Source organism: Phreatobacter sp. (genome assembly GCF_022843985.1).
Lineage (GTDB): Bacteria > Pseudomonadota > Alphaproteobacteria > Rhizobiales > Phreatobacteraceae > Phreatobacter.
The window spans coordinates 32,583-54,203 of the sequence record NZ_JALHMP010000009.1; the positions used below are offsets into that span (position 1 = coordinate 32,583).

At 67.0% G+C, this 21,621-nt stretch carries 17 protein-coding genes; 13 read left to right on the plus strand and 4 right to left on the minus strand.

The features are described 5' to 3' along the window. Positions 1-75: 75 nt before the first annotated feature. The 7 genes from pimC to Q0C57_RS08235 all read left to right on the plus strand — a co-directional run bounded on the left by pimC (position 76) and on the right by Q0C57_RS08235 (position 9,040). Complete coding sequence (gene pimC, locus Q0C57_RS08205) at positions 76-1,272, plus strand: pimeloyl-CoA dehydrogenase large subunit (RefSeq protein ID WP_296574778.1); 1,197 nt, start codon at positions 76-78, stop codon at positions 1,270-1,272. A 173-nt stretch (positions 1,273-1,445) separates the two neighbouring features. Further along, positions 1,446-2,597: an acyl-CoA dehydrogenase family protein gene (locus Q0C57_RS08210; RefSeq protein WP_296574780.1), complete on the plus strand. Its 1,152-nt coding sequence runs from the start codon at positions 1,446-1,448 to the stop codon at positions 2,595-2,597. 134 nt (positions 2,598-2,731) lie between these two features. Next, positions 2,732-3,004, plus strand: coding sequence for a hypothetical protein (locus Q0C57_RS08215; protein ID WP_296572122.1), 273 nt, complete (start codon positions 2,732-2,734; stop codon positions 3,002-3,004). Positions 3,005-3,243: 239 nt separating this feature from the next. Further along, the gene (locus Q0C57_RS08220) at positions 3,244-5,091 is read left to right on the plus strand and encodes an ABC transporter ATP-binding protein (protein WP_296574783.1); all 1,848 of its coding nucleotides are present in this window, start codon (positions 3,244-3,246) and stop codon (positions 5,089-5,091) included. Between the two features lie 237 nt (positions 5,092-5,328). Then, complete coding sequence (locus Q0C57_RS08225) at positions 5,329-7,116, plus strand: peptide ABC transporter substrate-binding protein (RefSeq protein ID WP_296574786.1); 1,788 nt, start codon at positions 5,329-5,331, stop codon at positions 7,114-7,116. Between the two features lie 48 nt (positions 7,117-7,164). After that, complete coding sequence (locus Q0C57_RS08230) at positions 7,165-8,124, plus strand: ABC transporter permease (RefSeq protein WP_296574789.1); 960 nt, start codon at positions 7,165-7,167, stop codon at positions 8,122-8,124. Further along, positions 8,090-9,040 carry an ABC transporter permease gene (locus tag Q0C57_RS08235; RefSeq protein ID WP_296574792.1) on the plus strand — a complete coding sequence of 317 codons (951 nt, stop codon included), beginning with the start codon at positions 8,090-8,092 and terminating at the stop codon, positions 9,038-9,040. The genes Q0C57_RS08230 and Q0C57_RS08235 overlap by 35 nt, the downstream gene beginning before the upstream one ends. Before the next feature lie 63 nt (positions 9,041-9,103). On the opposite strand, the gene Q0C57_RS08240 is transcribed toward Q0C57_RS08235, so the two are convergent. After that, positions 9,104-10,048, minus strand: a complete 945-nt coding sequence (locus Q0C57_RS08240; protein WP_296574795.1) for an SMP-30/gluconolactonase/LRE family protein — start codon at positions 10,046-10,048, stop codon at positions 9,104-9,106. A gap of 283 nt (positions 10,049-10,331) precedes the next feature. Here Q0C57_RS08240 and Q0C57_RS08245 point away from each other — a divergent pair, with 283 nt between their 5' ends. The 6 genes from Q0C57_RS08245 to Q0C57_RS08270 all read left to right on the plus strand — a co-directional run bounded on the left by Q0C57_RS08245 (position 10,332) and on the right by Q0C57_RS08270 (position 17,315). Beyond that, on the plus strand, positions 10,332-11,096 hold the full coding sequence (locus Q0C57_RS08245) for an ABC transporter ATP-binding protein (protein ID WP_296574798.1): 765 nt from the start codon (positions 10,332-10,334) through the stop codon (positions 11,094-11,096). Next, positions 11,089-11,826, plus strand: coding sequence for an ABC transporter ATP-binding protein (locus Q0C57_RS08250; RefSeq protein ID WP_296574800.1), 738 nt, complete (start codon positions 11,089-11,091; stop codon positions 11,824-11,826). The genes Q0C57_RS08245 and Q0C57_RS08250 overlap by 8 nt, the downstream gene beginning before the upstream one ends. A 127-nt stretch (positions 11,827-11,953) precedes the next feature. Next, positions 11,954-13,108: an ABC transporter substrate-binding protein gene (locus tag Q0C57_RS08255; protein WP_296575007.1), complete on the plus strand. Its 1,155-nt coding sequence runs from the start codon at positions 11,954-11,956 to the stop codon at positions 13,106-13,108. A gap of 61 nt (positions 13,109-13,169) precedes the next feature. Next, positions 13,170-14,057 (plus strand): branched-chain amino acid ABC transporter permease, encoded by an 888-nt coding sequence (locus Q0C57_RS08260; RefSeq protein ID WP_296574802.1) that lies wholly within the window; start codon positions 13,170-13,172, stop codon positions 14,055-14,057. Beyond that, the gene (locus Q0C57_RS08265; RefSeq protein ID WP_296574805.1) at positions 14,057-15,046 is read left to right on the plus strand and encodes a branched-chain amino acid ABC transporter permease; all 990 of its coding nucleotides are present in this window, start codon (positions 14,057-14,059) and stop codon (positions 15,044-15,046) included. Before Q0C57_RS08260 ends, Q0C57_RS08265 begins: the two co-directional genes overlap by 1 nt. Positions 15,047-15,218: 172 nt before the next feature. Continuing rightward, positions 15,219-17,315, plus strand: a complete 2,097-nt coding sequence (locus Q0C57_RS08270) for an OmpA family protein (RefSeq protein ID WP_296574809.1) — start codon at positions 15,219-15,221, stop codon at positions 17,313-17,315. Positions 17,316-17,369: 54 nt separating this feature from the next. Here the strand turns inward: Q0C57_RS08270 and Q0C57_RS08275 are convergent, their stop codons facing one another. The 3 genes from Q0C57_RS08275 to Q0C57_RS08285 are packed head-to-tail and all read right to left on the minus strand — an operon-like array spanning position 17,370 to position 21,615. Beyond that, positions 17,370-18,137 (minus strand): hypothetical protein, encoded by a 768-nt coding sequence (locus Q0C57_RS08275; protein ID WP_296574811.1) that lies wholly within the window; start codon positions 18,135-18,137, stop codon positions 17,370-17,372. A 2-nt stretch (positions 18,138-18,139) separates the two neighbouring features. Further along, positions 18,140-19,396, minus strand: coding sequence for a glycosyltransferase (locus Q0C57_RS08280; protein WP_296574813.1), 1,257 nt, complete (start codon positions 19,394-19,396; stop codon positions 18,140-18,142). Between the two features lie 17 nt (positions 19,397-19,413). Continuing rightward, positions 19,414-21,615, minus strand: a complete 2,202-nt coding sequence (locus Q0C57_RS08285) for a bifunctional SDR family oxidoreductase/aminotransferase class I/II-fold pyridoxal phosphate-dependent enzyme (RefSeq protein WP_296574816.1) — start codon at positions 21,613-21,615, stop codon at positions 19,414-19,416. Between the last annotated feature and the right edge of the window lie 6 nt (positions 21,616-21,621).

Consider the following 21,621-nt stretch of genomic DNA (forward strand, 5'->3'; position numbering starts at 1 on the left):
TCGCTCGGGTATGTTTTCGGGCGAGGATGACAGACGCCCGCGCCTCGCCGGCGCGGCCCGTCCAGGGAGGTCCGCATGGAACTGAGGTTCACCGACGAGGAGATCGCCTTCCGCAAGGAGGTGCGCGCCTTCATCGACGCCAAGCTGCCGAAGGCGCTGCGCGAGAAGCTCGCCGCCGGCCACCATCCCACCCGCGACGACATCGTCTTCTGGCAGAAGACGCTGAACGACAAGGGCTGGGGCGTCGCCCACTGGCCCGTCCCATATGGCGGCACGGGCTGGGACGCGGTGAAGCAGTACATCTTCCTCGAGGAGATGATGATGGCGCCCTCGCCGCCGCCGCTCGCCTTCGGCACCTCGATGGTCGGCCCGGTCATCTACACGTTCGGCTCCGAGGCGCAGAAGAAGCGCTTCCTGCCGCGCATCGCCAGTCTCGACGACTGGTGGTGCCAGGGCTTCTCCGAGCCGGGAGCCGGTTCCGATCTCGCAGGCCTCAAGACCAAGGCGGAGAAGGTCGGCGACCATTGGGTGATCAACGGCCAGAAGACCTGGACGACGCTCGGCCAGTATGCCGACTGGATCTTCGTCCTCGCCCGCACCGATGCCTCCGTGAAGAAGCAGGAGGGCATTTCCTTCATTCTGGTCGACATGAAGTCGCCGGGCATCACGGTGAAGCCGATCCAGACCATCGACGGTGGCCATGAGGTCAACGAGGTCTTCTTCGACGACGTGAAGGTGCCGCTGGAGAACCTCGTCGGCCAGGAAAACAAGGGCTGGGACTACGCGAAGTTCCTGCTCGGCAACGAGCGCACCGGCATCGCCCGGGTCGGCATCTCCAAGCAGCGCATCCGCAAGATCAAGGAGATGGCGGCGATCGAGCAGCGCGCCGGGCGGCCGCTGATCGAGGACCAGCGCTTTCGCGAGAAGATCGCCGAGGTGGAGATCGAGCTGAAGGCGCTGGAGATCACCCAGCTGCGCGTCATCGCCGGCGAGAAGAAGCGCGAGAAGGGCAAGCCCGACCCGGCGTCCTCCGTGCTGAAGATCAAGGGTTCGGAGCTGCAGCAGGCGACGACCGAATTGCTGATGGAGGTGATCGGCCCCCATGCGGCGCCCTTTGCGCCGGAGGAGCCGGGATCGAACGAGCCGCCGATCGGGCCGGAATGGGCCCAGACCATCGCACCGACCTATTTCAACGTGCGCAAGGTGTCGATCTATGGCGGCTCCAACGAGATCCAGAAGAACATCATCGCCAAGGCGGTGCTCGGGCTTTGAGCCTCATGGGCTGCCCCAGGTTGGCCCCCACTCCGTCATGGCCGGGCTTGTCCCGGCCATCCACGACTTTGAACACAACCGCCGCTGAATGAAGTCGTCATGCCCGGCACAAGGCCGGGCATGACGACCTTGAAGCTTCAGCTCGCGCGGAACCGCACCGACAGGCTCCTCCCATGGATTTCGATCTCTCCGAAGAACAGCAGCTCCTGAAGGACTCGGTGGAGGGCTTCCTGTCCGACACCTATGATTTCGAGAGCCGCAAGAAGATCGCGGCCCTGCCGGGCGGCTGGAGCCCGGAGGTCTGGGCCAAGTTCGCCGAGCTCGGCCTCCTCGGCCTGCCCTTCGCCGAGGACGACGGCGGTTTCGGCGGTGGCGCGGTGGAGACCATGCTGCTCGCCGAGAGCTTCGGCAAACATCTCGTGCTCGAGCCCTATCTCGCCACCGTCATTCTCGGCGGCGGCGTGGTGAAGCGGGCCGGTTCCGCCGCACAGAAGGCCGAGCACATCGCCGCCATCGCCGAGGGGGCGCGGACCTTCGCGCTCGCCACCACCGACCGGCACTCGCGCTACGACATGTTCGACGTCACCACCACGGCGAAGAAGGACGGCGCCTCCTATGTCCTCGACGGCGAGAAGGCGGTCGTGGTCCACGGCGGCACCGCCGACCGGATCATCGTCTCGGCGCGGTCCGCGGGAAGCCGTCGCGACCGTGGCGGCATCGGACTGTTCATCGTGGCGGCGGATGCGGAAGGCCTGATCCGGCGCTCGTCCCCGACCCAGGACGGCACCCACGCCGCCGAGATCACCCTGTCGGGTGTCCGCGTCGATGCGGACGGCATCCTCGGCGATCCGGAGGGCGGGTTGCCGGTGCTGGAAGCGGTGGCCGACGAGGCGATCGCCGCGCTCTGTGCCGAGGCCGTGGGCGCGATGAGCGAGCTCACCGACCTGACCGTCGACTATCTCAAGCAGCGCAAGCAGTTCGGCGTCCCGATCGGCGGCTTCCAGGCGCTGCAGCACCGCGCGGCGGAAATGTTCGTTGCGCTCGAACAGGCCCGCTCCATGGCCATGTTTGCTGCCATGACCGCCAGCACCGAGGACGCGACCGAGCGACGGGCCCTCGCCTCCGCCGCCAAGGTGCAGATCGGCCGCTCGGCGAAGTTCATCGGCCAGCAGGGCATCCAACTGCATGGCGGCATCGGCATGACGATGGAGTACAAGGCCGGGCACTATTTCAAGCGGCTGACGATGATCGACACGCTGTTCGGCGATGCCGATCACCATCTGGCGCAGGTGGCGGATTACGGGCAGCTCGTCTCGACGGCCTGAGGCGATCCACCGTCAAACCTCCTGCGGGCCCGTCGCGAAAAAAAATCGCGGCGTGCCCGAACCTTTTTGGCGGCTGGCGCAACCCATGGAGGACCGGGGCACACGAGCCCCCCAGACCCCGAAGGACCCTCGCCATGAACCGCTTCAAGACCCTCGCCATCGCCGCCCTCGCCGCCGCCACCGTCACGGTTGGTGTCGCCTCCCAGGCCGAAGCCGGCCCGTTCCACCGCCGCCACCTCGGCTGGGGCGTCGGCGCCCTCGCCACCGGCCTCATCGTCGGCGGCGCCCTCGCCTCCTCCCGCGCCCATGCCTACGGCTACGGCTATGCCCGCGACTGCTACCTGACCCGCCGCTGGGTCGACACCCCCTACGGCATGCGGCGCCAGACGGTGCGCATCTGCGAGTGACTGGTCCCCATCATCCTCGCAGCGCCAGCGGAGCCCCGGTCGAAAGGCCGGGGTTTCTGCATGGGACGGGGCGGTCGCCACGATCTGTCAGCAGCCGCCGCGCGTAAGCCTCGCGAGGGTCGACGCAGGACCGCGCCTGCGTCACACTGATCGTCCATCGTTTTCGCCCGTTCCCATGAGTCGTCCCCGCGCGCCGCCGCCGTCGGGGGCCTCATGCTTTTGCCCGGACATCCGCTTTCATGCTGCGCTATTTGGAAACCCGCATCGATCCCGTCGCCCTGCCGCCCGGCGACGGGCCGCCGGCCGGTCTCCTCGCCTTCTTCTGGTACTTCATCCGTCAGGCCCGGTGGCTGTTCGCCGCGCTCGTCGTCGTGGGCATGATCGCCGCCGTGGTCGAGACGGCCATTCCCTATTTCATCGGCCGGATGGTGGCGATCCTCACCGAGACGCCCCGCGAGCAGCTGTTCGCCACGGCCGGGCCGACCTTCGCCGTCATGCTCTTCGTCGTGCCCGTCGTGCGGCCGCTGGTGCTCTTCGTCCAGCGGGCCATTTCCAACCACGGCATTTCCGGCCCGCTCAACACCCTGACGCGCTGGCAGAGCCACCATCACGTTGCGCGTCAGTCGCTGAGCTTCTTCCAGAACGACTTCGCCGGACGCATCGCCAACCACGTCATGCAGGCGGGCGGCGGCGTGCGCGAGACCGCTCTCGCCACCATGCGTTCCGTGCTGCACATCCTGTTCTACGGTGTCGCGGCGACCGGCCTGATGATGGCGCAGGACTGGCGGCTGGCGCTGCCCATCTTCGCCTGGTTCTGCCTCTATGTGATCCTGCTCGCCGCCATGGTTCCGCGGCTGCGGGACAAGGCCCGCACGGCGTCCGCCAAGCGCTCGGCCGTCACCGGCAAGGTCGTCGACAGCTACACCAACATCCAGACGGTGAAACTGTTCGCCCGCACGGCGGAAGAGGATCGCTACATCCGCGATAGCATGGTGGAGATGAACACCGCGTTCCTCGCCCAGCACCGCATCAACACGCTGTTCACGGTGCTGCTCAACGTTCTCAATGCCGTGTTGCTCGCCGCCGTCGGCACGCTTGCGGTGATGCTCTGGCAGGCCGGCCAGGTGGAGATCGGGGCGGTCGCCATGGTCCTGCCGCTCACCATCCAGATCATCAGCATGTCGGGCTGGGTCGCTGCCGAGATCCAGGGCATTTTCGAGAATGTCGGCGTCGTGCAGGAGAGCATGGGCTCGATCGCCCGGCCGCTCGCCATGCAGGACGAGCCGGGGGCGCAGCCCCTCGCCGTCGCCGGCGGCGACATCGTCTTCGATCACGTCAGTTTTGGCTACGGGCGGCCTGACCGGCCGGTCGTCCACGATCTGTCGCTGAGGGTGAAACCCGGCGAGAAGGTCGGTCTCATCGGCCGTTCCGGCGCGGGCAAGTCGACGCTGGTCAACCTCCTGCTGCGCTTCCACGATGTCGAGCGGGGTCAGATCACCATCGACGGACAGGACGTCCGTTCCGTCACCCAGGAGAGCCTGCGACAGGCGATCTCGGTGGTCACGCAGGACACGTCGCTGCTGCACCGGTCGATCCGCGACAACATCATGTATGGCAACCCCGGGGCCGGCGCGGCGGTGATGGAGGCCGCCGCGGCGCGGGCGCATGCCGCCGGGTTCATTCCGGACCTGCGGGACATTGGCGGGGGCACCGGCTACGACGCCCATGTCGGGGAGCGGGGTGTCAAGCTCTCCGGCGGGCAGCGCCAGCGCATCGCCATCGCCCGCGTCATCCTCAAGGATGCGCCGATCCTGATCCTCGACGAGGCGACGGCCGCTCTCGACAGTGAAGTGGAGGCGGCGATCCAGGAGAGCCTTGGCGAGTTGATGACCGGCAAGACGGTGATCGCCATCGCCCACCGCCTGTCGACGCTGAAGATCATGGACAGGCTCGTGGTGCTGGATCAGGGCCGCATCGTCGAGGAGGGCACCCATGACGGGCTGCTGGCGCGCGGCGGCCTCTACGCGCAGCTCTGGGCGCGGCAGTCGGGTGGGTTCCTCGTCGCGCCGCGGCACGCGGCCGAATAGGGCGGGTCGCCCGGGGAAGACGGCGCCCTGCGGCTGCACGCTGCCGCGGCAAAGTGCTGCGCTCACATGGGGCACCGTGCCTGGATCAAGGTCAGATTGCGGCTGCACCGTGGACATCGCGTGAATTCGCGTTGACTTCCGCAGCCGAAAACGCTCCGATCGCCGCTTCGCGCGCCGGAACCATAAACCGGCCCGACCAGAGTGGCTCGCCCAGCACGTTTGCGAGGAGTGATTGCGATGAACGAGACCGAAATCCACGACATGGTCGCCGACGTCAAGGAGGGCAAGCTCTCCCGCCGCGGCTTCATGCAGCGCCTCGCCGCCTTCGGCGTGGCCGCGCCGACCGCCTGGCATATCCTTGACTTCCACGGCGTGGCGCAGGCCCAGTCGCTGACGGCCTACAAGCCGACCAAGGCCGGCGGCGGCGGTCCGCTGAAGATCCTGCTCTGGCAGGCACCGACCCTTCTCAACCCGCATTTCGCCATCGGCACCAAGGACCAGGAAGGCTCCCGCGTCTTCTACGAGCCGCTCGCCGGCTGGGACACCGACGGCAACCTCATTCCCTTCCTCGCCGCCGAGATTCCGAGCCGCGAGAACGGCAGCGTCTCCGCTGACGGCCTCTCGGTCACCTGGAAGCTGAAGCCCAACGTCAAGTGGCACGACGGCAAGCCCTTCACCGCCGACGACTGCCTCTTCACCGCCGCCTATGCCGCCGATCCGGCGACCGCCGCCACCACCATCGGCACCTACAAGGACATCAAGATCGAGAAGATCAACGACCTCACGATCAAGATCACCTTCGCCAAGCCGACGCCGTTCTGGGCTGACGCCTTCGTCGGCGCCGCCGGCATGATCCTTCCCAAGCACATCTTCGAGCCGTTCAAGGGCGCTGCCTCCCGCGACGCGCCGGCCAACCTGAGGCCGGTGGGCACCAGCGCCTACAAGTTCATCGATTTCAAGCCGGGTGACATCCTGCGCGGCGAGCGCAATGCCGACTACCACATCGCCAACCAGCCCCATTTCGACACGATCGAGGTGAAGGGTGGCGGCGATGCCGTTTCGGCGGCCCGCGCCGTCATCCAGACCGGCGAGTTCGATTATGCCTGGAACATGCAGGTGGAGGACGAAATCCTCCTGCGCATGGAGCGCGGTGGCCGCGGCAAGGCCATCCCGGTCTCCAGCGGCAATATCGAGTTCATCATGCTCAACACGACCGATCCGTGGACCGAGGTCGACGGCGAGCGCTCGAGCGTCAAGACCAAGCACCCGACGCTGACCGATCCGGCCGTGCGCGCGGCGATCAACCTGCTGATCGACCGCGACTCCGTGCAGAGGTTCATCTACGGCCGCGGCGGCCGGGCGACGGCGAATTTCGTCAATGCCCCGCCGCGCTACGTGTCGCCGAACATGAAATATGAGTTCAACATCGACAAGGCGAACAAGATCCTTGACGATGCCGGCTGGGTCCGGGGCGCCGATGGCATCCGCGCCAAGGGCGGCAACAAGCTGAAATACGTCTACCAGACGTCGATCAACGCCCCCCGTCAGAAGAACCAGGCGATCGTCAAGCAGGCCGCCCAGCGTGCCGGCATCGACATCGAACTGAAGTCGGTGACGGCTTCGGTGTTCTTCTCCTCGGATGTCGCCAACCCGGACACCTACTCCAAGTTCTACTGTGACATGCAGATGTACACGACGACCATGCTGCAGCCGGACCCCGAGCGGTTCATGCTCCAGCTGGTCTCGTGGGAGATCGCCAACAAGGACAACAAGTGGCAGGGCCGGAACATCTCGCGCTATTCCAGCGCGGAGGCCGACGCCGCTTTCCGGGAAGCGCAGAACTCGCTCGATCCGGCCCGCCGCACGGCGCTCTTCATCCGCATGAACGACATCTTCTGCGGCGAGAACATCATCGTTCCCGTCCTCGCCCGCACCCGCATGGCGGCCTCCAGCAACAATCTGGTGGTCCAGCCCAGCGGCTGGGACCTGGATCTGTGGATGCTCAATGCGTGGTTCCGGCCCTGACGCCATCCGGCGTCAGGTCCCGCTCAAGAGGAACCAGGCACAGCTTTCATGGGTACCTATCTCGTCCGGCGATTGTTGATCGCCCTTCCGAGCCTGCTCGGCATCAGCGTCGTGCTGTTCACGGTGCTGGCCCTGGCTCCCGGCGATCCCTTCGAGGAGATGGCCACCAACCCGAACATCCCTCCCGAGGTGCGTCTCGCACTTCGGGAGAAGTTCGGCATCGATGATCCGGTCTATCTGCGTTATTTCCGCTGGCTGGCGGCGATGATGCAGGGCGACTGGGGCTTTTCCTTCGCCAGTCGCGTCGACGTGGACACGCTGATCCTGCAGCGCCTGCCGGCGACGATCTTCGTTATCGGCTCGTCGCAGATCCTGGCGCTGGCCATCGCGCTGCCCGTGGGCATCTATGCGGCGACGCGGCCTTATTCGATCTTCGACCAGATCGCCAACACCTTCGCCTTCATCGGCTTCTCGCTGCCGACCTTCTTCACCGGCCTCTTGTTCATCCTCGTCTTCTCGATCTGGCTGGACTGGCTGCCCTTCGTCTACCGCTCCGACATTTCGGCGACGGGCTGGCGCTGGTACTGGGAACAGATCCGGCAGGCCATCATGCCCGTCATGGTGCTCGGTCTTTTCCAGGCCGCCTCCTACACCCGCTATGTGCGTTCCGCCGTTCTCGACGTCATCCGTCTCGATTACGTCACCACGGCCCGTGCCAAGGGGCTCGGCGAGAAGACCGTCGTCGTGCGGCATGTGGTGCGCAATGCGCTGATCCCCGTGGTGACGCTCGTCGCGCTGCAGATGCCGACCGTTTTCGGCGGTGCCATCGTCACCGAGCAGATCTTCCGTATCCCGGGGATCGGCTCGCTGCTGATCAGCGCCATTCTCGCCAATGACACACCCGTCATCATGGCGGTGACCTTTGTTTTCGCCTGTCTCGTCGTGACCTTTAACCTGATTGCAGATGTCCTCTATGGCTGGCTCGACCCCCGCATCGCCTTCCGCTGATCCGGCGGTGGCCCCGATCGGAGCCGTCGTCACCGCCGAGCATGTCTCGCCGTGGGTCGACGCCTGGCGCAAGTTCCGCCGCCACAAGCTGGCGGTGGCGAGCAGCGTTGCGTTGCTCAGCATCATCGTTGCCGTCATCATCGGCCCCTGGCTCTGGCCGGTCGCCATCGACGACATCGATTTCACGGCGCGGCTCCAGGGACCTTCGTGGTCCCATCCCTTCGGCACCGACGACCTTGGACAGGACCTGCTCGCGCGGATGATCTATGGCGGGCGCATCTCGCTCGCCGTGGGTCTCGCCGCCATGCTCGTGGCCATCATCGTCGGCGTCATCGTCGGCGCGATCGCGGGCATTTCCCGCGGCTGGGTCGACACGGCGCTGATGTGGGTGACGGACCTGTTCCTGTCGCTGCCGCAGCTGCCGCTGCTGCTGCTGATCATCTATCTGTTCCGCGACTCGCTGAAGAGTGTCTTCGGCGTGGAGATGGGCGTCTTCATCCTGATCGTCATCGTCATCGGCGGCCTCAGATGGATGCCCGTGGCCCGCCTGGTGCGGGCGCAGTTTCTGTCCTTGCGCGAGAAGGAATTCGTTGAAGCCGCCCAGGCCCTGGGCGCCACCAAGACGCGGCAGGTGGTGCGGCACATCCTGCCGAATGCCATGGGGCCGGTGATCGTGGCCGCGACCATCGACGTTGCGGCGGCGATCATCGCGGAATCGACGCTGTCCTTCCTCGGCCTCGGTTTCCCGCCGGATATCCCGACCTGGGGACGGCTGCTGTTCGACGCCAAGGACTTCCTGGACTATGCGCCGCACTGGGCGCTGTTCCCGGGCGCGGCGATCTTCATCACGGTGCTCGCCATCAATTTCATCGGCGACGGCCTGCGCGATACCTTCGATCCGCGACGGGTTCTCTGACCCTCCGGCGCCTGCCGGTCCTGCCGACCGCCGCGTTTCGCCAGAAGCGCGGCGGTCTGCGTTTCAGCCGCCGGGGGCGCCCTGCGTGTTGACGTAGAGCGCATAGAGTGCCCGCCCGGTGGCCATGAACAGGCGGTTGCGGTGTCGACCGCCGAAACAGACATTGGCGCAGCGTTCGGGGAGGGCGATCCGCCCGATGGCCGTGCCGTCGGGGGCGAAGACCATGACCCCGTCGAGGGTGGAAGCGCCCATGCCCCAGCCGCACCACAGATTGCCGTCAATGTCGCAGCGGATGCCATCGGGTGTTCCGCCGGGGCCGGCATCGGCGAAGACGCGCCGGTTGCCGATCGAGCGGCCGTCGGCCGCCACGTCATAGGCGGCGATGAGGCGATGCGGTGCGGCGCGCGACTCGACGAGGTAGAAGGTCTTCTCGTCGGGTGAGAAGCAGAGGCCGTTGGGGCCGGCGACCGCCTCGGCCACGGCGGTGATCTCGCAGCGCGTCGGGTCGACGCGATAGACGTTCTGCGGCAGTTCCGGCTCGGCGACGGTGCCCTCGTAATGGCTCAGAAGACCGAAGGCCGGATCGGTGAACCAGATCGAACCGTCCGATTTCACCACGACATCGTTGGGCGAGTTGAGGCGCCGGTCGCCGTAATGGCTGGCGATGACCGTGATGGATCCGTCATATTCGGTGCGGATGACGCGACGGCCCCCGTGCTCGCAGGTGATGAGCCGGCCCTGGCGGTCACGGGTATTGCCGTTCGCCTTGTTGCTCGGCGACCGGAACGGCGTGGTGGTGCCGGATTCCTCGTCCCATCGCAGGATGCGATCATTGGGAATGTCGCTGACAAGCAGGCACCGCTGGTCGCCGATCCAAACGGGACCCTCGCCCCAGCGCAGCCCGGTGGCGAGGCGCTCGACCGCTGCATTGAAGAGGCGGTATCTGAGGAAACGTGGATCGAGGATCTCGATCGACGGGTCGGGATAGATCGGGCTCTGTTCCCACATGGCGGCGTCCTTTTCGGCGTTGCTCCCGGGCGCCAGTGTCGAGCGGGGGAGGGGGGCGGCGCAACCCGCGCCGTCGGCGGACCGGGCCCGTTTTGCCGAGGCACTCCCTTGGGCCCTCGGCCGTGCGCGGCGACCCTCCCTGAACGATTGCGACAAGAGCGCGCGGGGGTGGGAACCCCGCCATCCGCCGTTCGACATGACGTGATCGTCAGGTATTTCGATTGACTAGCGCTCGCGTGCCATGCAGCAATGCCGGCCAACGCTCAGGCAAAGAACAGAGTGCATGGTGGGAACGTCCGACGACATCATCCTCCAGACCCATGGTCTGACGAAGGACTTCAAGGGTTTCACGGCGGTCAGCGAGGTCGACCTCGCCGTCAAGCGCGGCACGATCCATGCGCTGATCGGGCCGAACGGGGCCGGCAAGACCACCTGTTTCAACCTGCTGACCAAGTTCCTGATCCCCACCCGCGGGACCATCACCTACAAGGGGCAGGACATCACCCGGGCAAAGCCGGCCGACATTGCCCGCCTCGGTCTGGCGCGGTCATTCCAGATCTCTGCGGTGTTTCCGCATCTGACGGTTCTGGAGAATGTCCGCATCGCCCTGCAGCGCAAGCGCGGCGACAGTTTCGACTTCTGGAACTCCGAGCAGGTGCTCAAGGCCCTTGACGGCGAAGCGGCGCGCCTTGTGGAAGCCGTCGGTCTCGGTGACTTCTCCCGCCATCAGGCGGTGGAACTGTCCTATGGGCGCAAGCGGGCGCTGGAGATCGCCACGACGCTGGCGCTCGACCCGGAAATGATGTTGCTCGATGAGCCGATGGCCGGCATGGGTCACGAGGATGTCGACCGCATCTCCGAACTGATCCGCCGTGTCTCGGCCAACCGCACCATTCTCATGGTGGAGCACAACCTCTCTGTCGTCGCCTCGCTCTCCGACCGCATTACCGTTCTGGCACGCGGCAAGGTCCTCGCCGAGGGTGATTATGCCACCGTCTCGAAGGATCCGCGCGTGATCGAAGCCTATATCGGAGCCGGTCATGGCTGAGGCACTGGACACGACCCGCCCGGTCACGGCCGCCCCGATGCTGGAGGTCCGCGACCTGCACGCCTGGTACGGCGAATCCCACGTCCTGCACGGCGTCAATCTCGAGGTTGCCGAGGGCGAGGTGGTCACCCTTCTCGGCCGCAACGGTGCGGGCAAGACGACGACGCTGAAATCCATCATCGGGATCATGGGCAAGCGCCAGGGCGCCATCCGCTTCAAGGGCGCGGAAACGGTCGCCATGTCCTCGCGCGAGATCGCGCGCCTGGGGATCGGATACGTGCCGGAGGAGCGCGGCATCTTCTCATCGCTCTCGGTGGAGGAGAACCTGCTGCTGCCGCCGCAGGTGCAGCCCGGCGGCATGACGGTCGAGCAGATCTTCGATCTGTTTCCCAACATCAAGGAGCGTCTGCAGAGCCAGGGCACCAAGCTGTCGGGCGGCGAGCAGCAGATGCTCTCCATCGGCCGGATCCTGCGAACCGGAGCGAAGTTCCTGCTGCTGGACGAGCCGACCGAGGGCCTCGCTCCCGTCATCATCGAACAGATCGGCCGCACGATTGCGCGGTTGAAGAGGGAAGGCTTCACGATCATTCTCGTCGAGCAGAACTTCCGCTTCGCCCAGACGGTCGCCGACCGTCATTACCTGGTTGAGCAGGGCCGTGTCGTGGACATGATCCCCAACGCCGAGCTCGACAAGAACATCGACAAGCTGCACGCCCATCTGGGCGTGTGAGCCCGCAACAACAAGAAAAACCGACCCGAACGGACCCCCTTTGGAGGATACGACCATGACGACATTCCGCATGAACCGCCGCTCCGTCCTTGCCGGCGCAGCCGCCACCGCCTTCTCCGCCCGCTCAATGGCGCAGGCGCAGCAGCCCATCACCATCAGGATCGGCGTGCTCAACGACCGCTCCGGTCTCTATGCCGACCTGACCGGCGAGGGATCCGCCATCGCCGCCCGCATGGCGGTGGAGGATTTCGGCGCCGCCGCCAAGGGCCTCAACGTCCAGATCGTTTCGGCCGATCATCAGAACAAGCCCGATATCGGCGCCAACATCGCCCGCCAGTGGTACGACAATGACGCCGTCGACGTCATCGCCGACGTGCCGACCTCCTCGGTGGCGCTCGCCGTCAACCAGATCACCCGCGAGAAGAACAAGATCTTCCTCAATTCGGGGGCCGCGACGTCCGATCTCACGGGCTCCCAGTGCTCGCCCAACACGGTTCACTGGACCTACGACACCTACATGCTGTCGCAGGGCACCGGTGGCGCGATGGTGAAGGCAGGTGGTGACACCTGGTTCTTCCTCACCGCCGACTATGCTTTCGGCCACGCGCTCGAGCGCGACACCTCAGCCGTCGTCCAGCGTCAGGGCGGCCGGGTTATCGGTTCGGTCCGCACCCCCTTCCCGGGCACCGACTTCTCCTCCTTCCTGCTGCAGGCCCAGGCGTCGCGCGCCAAGGTGATCGGCCTCGCCAATGCTGGCGGCGACACGGTCAACTCCATCAAGCAGGCGGCCGAATTCGGCATCACGGCGGGCGGCCAGAAGCTCGCCGGCCTGCTCGTCTTCGTTAACGACGTTCATGCCCTCGGCCTGCAGACCGCCCAGGGCCTGGTGCTGACCGAGACCTTCTACTGGGATCTCAACGACAGCACCCGGGCCTGGTCCCGCCGCTTCGCCCCGCAGCGCGCCGGCAACATGCCGAGCATGGTGCAGGCCGGCGTCTATGGCTCCGTGCTGCACTACCTGAAGGCCGTCGCCGCGACCAAGTCGAAGGATGCCGCGCAGGCCATGGCCTGGATGAAGGCCAACCAGACGGACGATCCGCTGTTCGGCAAGGGCACGATCCGCGCCGACGGTCGCAAGATGCACCCCGCCTATCTGTTCGAGGTGAAGAAGCCGTCGGAATCCAAGGGTCCGTGGGACTATTACAAGCTGCTGGCGACCCTGCCCGCCGAAGAGGCGTTCCGGCCGCTCAGCGCCAACGCCTGCCCGCTGGTTCGCGCCTGATCCAACCCGCATCCGGGGCGCCGCGCGTCGGCGCCCCGCCTTCCCTTGGGATCTGCAGTCCATGTTCGAGCTCTTAGGCATTCCGCCCCAGGCCCTCTTCGGACAGCTCCTTCTGGGGCTGATCAACGGCTCGTTCTATGCGATCCTCAGCCTCGGCCTCGCCGTCATCTTCGGCCTGTTGAACATCATCAACTTCACCCATGGCGCGCAGTATATGATGGGCGCCTTCATTTCGTGGATGCTGCTCAACTGGCTGGGCATCGGCTACTGGCCCTCGCTCCTGCTCGCCCCCGTGGTGGCGGGCGTTTCCGGCGTGATCATCGAGCGATTGTTACTGCAACGACTTTATCACCTCGACCATCTCTACGGCCTGCTGCTGACCTTCGGCCTCGCCCTCATCATCCAGGGCCTGTTCCGCAACTATTTCGGCTCGTCGGGTCTGCCCTACCAGATTCCGGCGGAACTGCGCGGCGGCCAGAATCTCGGCTTCATGTTCCTGCCCAACTACCGCGCCTGGGTGGTTGTCGCCTCCCTTGTCGTCTGCCTCGCCACCTGGTTCGTCATCGAGAAGACGCGCCTTGGCGCCTATCTGCGGGCGGCCACTGAGAACCCGACCCTGACCCAGGCCTTCGGTATCAATGTGCCGCTGCTGATCACGCTGACCTACGGGTTCGGCGTCGGCCTCGCCGCCTTCGCCGGCGTCCTCGCCGCGCCGATCTATTCGGTCAACCCGAACATGGGTGCCGATCTCATCATCGTGGTGTTCGCCGTGGTGGTCATCGGCGGCATGGGCTCGATCCTCGGCGCCATCGTCACCGGCTTCGGGCTCGGCATCATCGAGGGGCTGACCAAAGTCTTCTATCCGGAAGCCTCGGCCACCGTCATCTTCATCATCATGGCCATCGTGTTGCTTGTGAAGCCCGCCGGCCTCTTCGGGAGGACCGCCTGATGGCCGACGTCACCATCACTGCTCCTGCCACCGACGCCGCCGAGCAGGCCGATCATTCGGCGCTCCATCGCACGCTGTTCATCGCCATGGCGGCTCTGCTGGTCGTGCTGCCCTTCATTCCGGTGGTCGGCTATCCGTTCTTCCTGATGAAGGTGCTGTGCTTCGCGCTGTTCGCCTGCGCCTTCAACCTGATGCTCGGCTATGGCGGGCTCTTGTCGTTCGGGCATGCGGCCTATTTCGGCTTCGCGTCCTATGCCGCTGCCTATACGGCGAAACACTGGGGCCTCACGCCGGAAGTGTCGATCCTGCTTGGTACGGCCTCGGGTGCCGTTCTGGGCCTCGCCTTCGGGGCCCTCGCCATCCGGCGCCAGGGCATCTATTTCGCCATGATCACACTTGCCCTGGCGCAGATGGTCTATTTCTTCTCGCTGCAGGCGCCGGGTTTCACCGGCGGTGAGGACGGCATCCAGGCCGTGCCGCGCAATGCGCTGTTCGGCGTCGTGCCGCTTGGCAACGATACCATCACCTACTATCTCGTCGCGGCCATCTTCTTCGTCGGCGTGCTGCTGATCTACAGGATCATCCACTCGCCCTTCGGCCAGGTCCTGAAGGCTATCCGCGACAACGAGGCGCGGGCGGTGTCGCTCGGGTACCGTGTCAATCAGTACAAGCTGGCCGTCTTCGTCCTCTCCGCCTCGCTGGCCGGGCTCGCGGGCGCGACAAAGGCGATCGCCATGCAACTCGCGTCGCTCACCGACGTCCACTGGAGCATGTCCGGCGAGGTCGTGCTGATGACTCTGGTCGGCGGCATGGGAACGGTCTTCGGTCCGATCGTCGGCGCGGCCGTCATCATCTCCATGCAGAACTTCCTTGCCGGCCTCGGCGCCTGGGTCACCGTCGTGCAGGGTGTCATCTTCGTCATCTGCGTTCTGGTCTTCCGCGAGGGCATCGTCGGCGTCATCGGCAAGTGGCTGAAGAAGCCGCTCTGAACCAGCCTGCTTCCCCGCGCTTTGCCGGCGCGGAGAGCGCTGCCTTTGAACACCGTTAAGCCAAGTGCCACGCCCTGCCTCCCCAGGGCCGCCATTGTGCCGCTTTTTGTGACATGATGGCGGCGTCGGGTCCGTTCCCGATCGGCCCGACCCGAGGCTCTGGGAGACGATCATGCACGCGATCAAGCGCGCCCTGCTTGCGGGGACGATCCTTCCCATGCTCGCCGTCATGCCGGGCTTCACCCAGGGCCTTCGCATCGAAGGCGCCATCATTCTCGCCCAGGCCCAGGATCAGGATCCGCGCCAGCGCCGTCCTGGCCAGCCGCAACAGGGCCGCCCCAATATGCAGCCGCCGCGTCAGCCGGCGGCCCCGATTCAGCAGCCGCTGCGCCAGCCCGCCCAGTCCGCTCCGCTTCGCCAGGCCCCTGCGATCCAGCAGCAGCCGCGCCAACCCGCACAATTCGCTCCCCAGCGCCAGGCCCCGCCGATCCAGCAGCGCTCGCCCGTTCAGGCCAGCCCGCCGCAACAGCCGCGTGCCCCGGTCCAGGCTATTCCGCCGCAGCAACCCCGCGTCGCGGCTCCTGCTGCCGTCCAGCAGCGGCCGCCGGTCGGCATCCCTCCGACGACCCGATCGGGACAGACCCAGCAGCCTACGGTCCGCGGCACGTCCCCCGCCGTCGGCGGCCGCCCCACAGTGCCGCCGCCGGGTTTCATCCCGCCTCAAGACGGCCGCGGGGCCGTGCCGCCAGCCGCAACTGGCCAGCGAAATGTGCCGCTGCTGGTGCCACCGCCGGCCGCCGGTGTCTCTTCGCGGCCTGCCGGCTCTCCCGGGGCGATCCGGCCGGCGGATGGCCGTCCGCCGTTCAGCGGCAATCCGCAGGGCCAGACGGTCCAGCCGCCGGTATCCGGCCAGCGCGCTCCCGGAGCTCCCGGAACATTGCCCGGCGTGGCACGGCCTCCCGGCACGCCGCCGGCCATTGGCCAGCGGGCCCCCGGTACGCCGCCCACCGGTCAACCCAGCGCGGGCCAGCCGCCTGTCGTTGGTCAGCCGGGCATCCGCCAGCCTCTCGTCCCCGGCCAGCCCGGCACGGGTCAGCCGCAGGTTCCAGGCCAGCCGGGCCTGGCCCAGCCGGGTCCGGGCCTGCCGCCGACACCCGGACAGCCGGGTTTCGGTCAACGCGGGCCGGGATTGCCCGGACAGGTGCCCGGCGCTGCCGGCCCCGGTGGCCTTGCCGGCGGCCAGCCGCCGCCGAGCGGGCCCCCGGATCGCCGTCAGGGATCACGTATCGGTCCCGCCGGGGCTGCGGCCATCGGGCTCGGTGTCGGTCTGATTGGCGGATTCATGCTCAATCAGGGCGCGCGTGCCGACGATGTCAGCGACGTGCGTTCGCGCCGTCGCGAGTTCACGGAGGACGGCGTCACCGTCATTCACGAGCCCGGCCGGACCATCGTGCGCGACGGCGAGGGTATCTTCATCCGCCACGACGAGACGGCGCGCTTCCGCGACCTGGGGGGTGATTTCCGCACCGAGCGTCGCGGCGATGAGATGATCTCCATCTATGAGCGCCCTGGCGGCATGCGCGTCATCACCGTGACCGACGAGAACGGCCAGTTGCTGCGCCGCATCCGCCGCTACCCGGACGGCCGCGAGGTCATCCTGATCGACAATTCGTTCCGGCCACGGGCCCGTACCTTCGAGGAGCAGATCATCGTTTTGCCGCCACCGGAATATTCCATGCCGCGTGAGCGCTATCTGGTCGATGCCGGCGGGGCGCCGCCGGAAATGATCTACGAAGCCCTGACCGCGCCTCCGGTGCAGCGACTGCCGCGGCGCTACACGCTGGACGAGGTGCGCCACAGCCCGACGGTGCGCGCCTATACCCGCAGCGTCGACGTTAACACGATCAATTTCGACGCGGGTTCATGGCAGGTGAAGCCGGATCAGATTGCGCGCCTCGACACGATCGCGGCGGCTCTCGGCCGGGCCATCACGGCCAATCCGAACGAGGTTTTCCTGATCGAGGGCCATACGGACGCCGTCGGTAACGACACGGACAACCTGTCGCTGTCGGATCGCCGCGCCCAGTCGATCGCAGCGGTGCTGACGCAGAGCTACAACATCCCGCCGGAGAACCTGACGACGCAGGGCTATGGCGAGCAATTCCCCCGGGTGCAGACCCAGGGACCGTCGCGGGAGAACCGCCGCGTGACGTTGCGGCGGGTGACGGACCTGCTCAACCAGCAGAACAGCCAGACGCCGCCCCAATAGGGTGTTCCGCGCCGGGGCAAGGCGAGCGGGCGCCTTGGGGCGCCCGTTTCGCGTTCAGGGCCGGTGGAGATGCAGGCCGACGAGCGTCTCCTGCACCTGAAAGCCGAGACGGGCGTAGAGATTGGCAATGCCGACATTGGCGGCGGATATGACCGTGTCGACGCGGCGGATGCCGGCCTGTTTCAGGTGCAGGAGGATTGCTGTCCAGAAGGGCAGAGCGAGGACCGCCTGGTCCGGCCGTGTGCCGCCGAGGACGAGGTCAGCGGTACCATCCGCCGTGGTGAAGGCCATGAAGGCCGCGGGGCACGGCGGGGGACCCGTCACCAGGACCTGCGCCCGGCCGGCGAGCAGCCCTTCCATCCACTCGGCCTGACGGCGCGGGTTCACGGCGGGCGGAATGGCCGGATCCTCGGCGAAACGGCCGAAATGGAAGGTCTCCGCGGCTTGCGTCACGAGGGCCGGGTGGTCCGCTGCGGCGGCTTCCCGCAGTGTCAGCGCAGGCGCGGCGGTGGCCTCGAAGCGCGCGAGATTGGGATAGCGCAGCCGCTGGACGGTCTCGACATAGCGGAACCCGGCAGCCTGCAGCCGGGCGACGGCACTCCGCCGTCCGGCCGGAAGGCGGAGCGTGACGAGGGCCGCTGCCTGGTTGTTGCAGAGCGCCTCCAGTGCGGCGAAGAGATCGTCGTCGCCGCCCGTCCCGTCTTCGCAGGCCAGCGCGATGGCGGTGATGTCCAGCGTGGGGCGGCCGAGGGCGCGCGCGTCCCAAGGGGTAGCCCGCAGGACGATATGGCCGCCGTCGGCGCCGTGGACCTCCAGGGCCATGGTCAGAACGGCGTGCGCCGGAAGGCTGCGGGCAGATCGAGGACGATATCGTCGGGACCGAGGAGATCCTCCGGGACCGGCTGCATCAGGGCGAAGGCCTTCGGCGCCGGAGATGCGGCGCGCGGGTCGCGGCGGCGGATGATGGCGGCGCGAATGGCGGGAGTCAGGCTCTCGAGGGTATCGTCGGCGATCATGTCGTCGAGCACGACGAGGTGGCGCGCCTGGGCGCGCGCTTCGGCGACAAGCGTCTCGATGGCGCAGAGGCCGGAGACGACGGTGCGCATGTCCGGATGGACGCCGTCCCAGCCATAGGCCCGCAGCCGCCTGTCGAGGTGATAGGCGTGGCTCCAGTTGCCGGCGTTAACGTGGAGGTTGATGGCCACCTGCATGCGCTTCAGCGTGAAGTCCTGGAAGCGCCGAAGCAGGGGCGCCGCCTGTTCCGGATCGGCCAGCGGGGCGGGATCGATGAAGGAGGCGAAGAACTCGATGCCGCCGCGGAAGCGGTCCCAGCCGTCCATGGTCTCGCTGTTGCCCGAATGGTTGACCCCGCCCTTGGAGATGGCGGTGACGCGGGCGAAGGGCTGCGGCGCGAAGAGCACCGAGCCGACGGTGAGGGCGCGGGCGAGATGGGCGAAATAGTGGAAGACGAAGCCCGTTACCGGCTCGATCACATCATGCACCATGTCGGTGCGGATGATGAACCATTCGGGAAAGATGTGGTGGCCGAGCATGTAGTCGAGGCAGGCGGCATGGTCGCCGCGGCGGAACAGCCGCTCCCCGGTGATGCGATAGAAGGTGCCCATCTCGGCGTTATCGCGCGTCTCGTCGATGAGCATCCAGGGCGCCTGGACCATGACGAGGTCGGGATCGGCGGTGAGCCGACCGAGATAGTCCATGACGACGTCCGGGACGAGAAGGTCGTCGTCGCCGACCCAGATGGCGAACTGGCCGCGGGCCTGCCGCCAGGAATAGAGAAAATTGCCGTAGGCGCCGATATTCTCGCTCTGTCTGACCGAGCGGATGCGCGGGTCGGCGGCGGCCCAGCGCGCCACGATCGCCGCCGTGCCATCGGTCGAGCAATTGTCGGAGACGAGGATCTCGAAGTCGACGCCGCGGGCGGTGAAGGCGTCGATATGGTGGGTGAAGAAGCGGTCCAGATATTGCGCGCGGTTGTAGGTGGGCAGCGCGATGGTGACGAGCGGCCGCGCGGCGGGGGCGGGGGCCGCCCGCGACAGGTCTTGAGCGGCGCTGGCGGCCATGGGACGGCTCCGATGGGTCAGGCGGCGCGGCGGGCGTGCCGCTGGAGGATGGATTTCAGCGCAAGCGACACCCGGGCTGCCACGGCCCGTGTGACATTGTAGCCGCTCGGCAGATTGATGCCGGTCGGCGAAATCGCATAGGCAACGGGGTTGCGGGCGGAGGCGCCGGCGGCAGAGGGCTGGTTGCGGAAGGCGGGCTGCCAGCTGAGCGGATAGAAGAAGGGGCGCGTGTCGATGCCCTCGGCGCCGAGTTCGGCGGCGACCTGCTGCTTGAGCAGACCGAGTTTCGGATCGAGGACAGCGGTGACCATCCAGTAGCTGTTGAACACCTGGGCCGGTTCGGCATTGAGGGTGAGCCCCGGGGTGCCCTCAAGGGCCTCGGCATAGAAGCGGAAGATGTCGCGCTTCATGGCGATGAGCTCGTCGAGGCGCTCCATCTGGGCGATGCCCATGGCGGCTTGCATCGCCGACATCCGGTACTTGAAGCCGACTTCCTCGGTGATCAGGGCGCGCGACGTCGGGTGGCGGCCCTGGTCGCGCAGGATGTTGACCCGTTCGGCGAGCGCATCGTCGTCGGTGACGAGCATCCCGCCCTCGCCGGTCGTGACCGTCTTGGAACCGTGAAAGGAGAAGACCGAGGCTTGGCCGAAGGAACCCGCCGGCCTGTCGCGGAAGCGCGAGCCGATGGCCTCGGCCGCATCCTCGATGAGAATGATGCCGGCATCGCGGGCGATGGCCTCCAGGCGCGCCCAATCGGGCATGCCGCCATAGAGGTCGACGACGATGGCGGCCTTGGTCCGCGGCGTGATGGCGGCGGCGAGGCTCGCTGGCGACAGGCACCAGGAGACCGGGTCGATGTCGGCGAAGACGGGCGTGGCGCCAACCTGCACGACCGGCGAGGCGGTGGCGACCCAGGTGCATTCCGGAACGATCACCTCGTCGCCGGGGCCTATCCCGAGGCCGGCCAGTGTCAGGTGGATCGCCGAGGTGCAATGGGCAAGCGAGATGGCGTGTTTCCGCCCGGTCTGTTCGGCGACCATGGCCTCGAAGCGCAGGTTATACTTGGCGTGGTTCTCGAACCAGGCATGGCGGGCGGCTTCCGCCGTCAGCTCCACCTCGCGCTGGCTGATGGAAGGGCCGGCCACCGGCACACGCTCGCGCTTCACCGTCAGCGGCGTTGTCTCGCGCTCGCCGCGCCAGGTCAGGTTCGCTGCAAGGGCGCCCTTGTCCATGAGGTGTTTCAGTCGGGCAAGGCGCACATAGCGCGGGCCCGTCAGATCCTCGGCCGCGGTGCGACCGGCCATGGCGGCGACCAGTTCCTTGGCGCCGGAGGCGGCGGTGTGGAGGAAGCGGAAGTCCGGGAAGGCGGCGGCGAACTTGCCGAAGTCGACCCGGTAGGAGCGGGGATCGATGGTGTTGCCCGCGGCAAAGGTGACCTTGGCGCCCGGCACCGCCTCGGCGACGATCGCGGCGATATCGCGGACGAGATGGTTCTCCTCGTTCTGGCCGATATTGAAGGCCTGGCCACGGATCTTGTCGGGGTCTGCGGCGAGGATGGCGGCCGCGGCGCGGGCGAGGTCACGGACATGGAGGAGCGGGCGCCAGGCGAGGCCGCTCGACAGCAGCTTCACCTCGCCGGTCGATAGCGCCGAGACGACGAGGTTGTTCAGCACGAGATCGGTGCGCACCCGCGGCGACAGGCCGTAGCAGGTGGCGTTGCGCATGAAGGTGGGCGCAAAGGTGGCGTCGGCGAGGGGCAGGAGGCCGCTCTCGCTCTCCACCTTGCTTGCCGCATAGGCCGTCAGCGGATTGACCGGGGCGGTCTCGTCGAGCAGGAGGTCCGGATTGCCGGCGCCGTAGATGGAGCAGGAGGACGCGAAGATGAAGCGCGCCACGCCGGCGGCCTTGGCAGCCCGCGCCAGGGCGATGGTCGCGTCGCGGTTGATGGCGGCGGTCAGTTCCGGGGCAAGGTCGCCCATCGGATCATTGGAGAGGGCGGCGAGATGCAGGACAGCGTCGAAACCGGCGAGATCCTCCGCCGTGACATCGCGCATGTCACGGGCGAGGCTGAGACCGGGCTCCACGGGTTCCATGCCCTCGGTGTGGCACGGCGCGAAGAAGCCGGTATCCATCCCGACGACCTCGTGACCGGCTTCCGCCAGGACCGTGGTGGCGACCGAACCGACATATCCGGCATGGCCGGTGACCAGAACTTTCATGATGCC

What these genes read in the sequence shown, in the direction of transcription:
- pimC (WP_296574778.1), top strand. Translation starts at nt 76, where the DNA reads ATGGAACTGAGGTTCACCGACGAGGAGATCGCCTTCCGCAAGGAGGTG.
- Q0C57_RS08210 (WP_296574780.1), top strand. Translation starts at nt 1,446, where the DNA reads ATGGATTTCGATCTCTCCGAAGAACAGCAGCTCCTGAAGGACTCGGTG.
- Q0C57_RS08215 (WP_296572122.1), top strand. Translation starts at nt 2,732, where the DNA reads ATGAACCGCTTCAAGACCCTCGCCATCGCCGCCCTCGCCGCCGCCACC.
- Q0C57_RS08220 (WP_296574783.1), top strand. Translation starts at nt 3,244, where the DNA reads ATGCTGCGCTATTTGGAAACCCGCATCGATCCCGTCGCCCTGCCGCCC.
- Q0C57_RS08225 (WP_296574786.1), top strand. Translation starts at nt 5,329, where the DNA reads ATGAACGAGACCGAAATCCACGACATGGTCGCCGACGTCAAGGAGGGC.
- Q0C57_RS08230 (WP_296574789.1), top strand. Translation starts at nt 7,165, where the DNA reads ATGGGTACCTATCTCGTCCGGCGATTGTTGATCGCCCTTCCGAGCCTG.
- Q0C57_RS08235 (WP_296574792.1), top strand. Translation starts at nt 8,090, where the DNA reads ATGGCTGGCTCGACCCCCGCATCGCCTTCCGCTGATCCGGCGGTGGCC.
- Q0C57_RS08240 (WP_296574795.1), bottom strand. Translation starts at nt 10,048, where the DNA reads ATGTGGGAACAGAGCCCGATCTATCCCGACCCGTCGATCGAGATCCTC.
- Q0C57_RS08245 (WP_296574798.1), top strand. Translation starts at nt 10,332, where the DNA reads ATGGTGGGAACGTCCGACGACATCATCCTCCAGACCCATGGTCTGACG.
- Q0C57_RS08250 (WP_296574800.1), top strand. Translation starts at nt 11,089, where the DNA reads ATGGCTGAGGCACTGGACACGACCCGCCCGGTCACGGCCGCCCCGATG.
- Q0C57_RS08255 (WP_296575007.1), top strand. Translation starts at nt 11,954, where the DNA reads ATGGCGCAGGCGCAGCAGCCCATCACCATCAGGATCGGCGTGCTCAAC.
- Q0C57_RS08260 (WP_296574802.1), top strand. Translation starts at nt 13,170, where the DNA reads ATGTTCGAGCTCTTAGGCATTCCGCCCCAGGCCCTCTTCGGACAGCTC.
- Q0C57_RS08265 (WP_296574805.1), top strand. Translation starts at nt 14,057, where the DNA reads ATGGCCGACGTCACCATCACTGCTCCTGCCACCGACGCCGCCGAGCAG.
- Q0C57_RS08270 (WP_296574809.1), top strand. Translation starts at nt 15,219, where the DNA reads ATGCACGCGATCAAGCGCGCCCTGCTTGCGGGGACGATCCTTCCCATG.
- Q0C57_RS08275 (WP_296574811.1), bottom strand. Translation starts at nt 18,137, where the DNA reads ATGGCCCTGGAGGTCCACGGCGCCGACGGCGGCCATATCGTCCTGCGG.
- Q0C57_RS08280 (WP_296574813.1), bottom strand. Translation starts at nt 19,396, where the DNA reads ATGGCCGCCAGCGCCGCTCAAGACCTGTCGCGGGCGGCCCCCGCCCCC.
- Q0C57_RS08285 (WP_296574816.1), bottom strand. Translation starts at nt 21,615, where the DNA reads ATGAAAGTTCTGGTCACCGGCCATGCCGGATATGTCGGTTCGGTCGCC.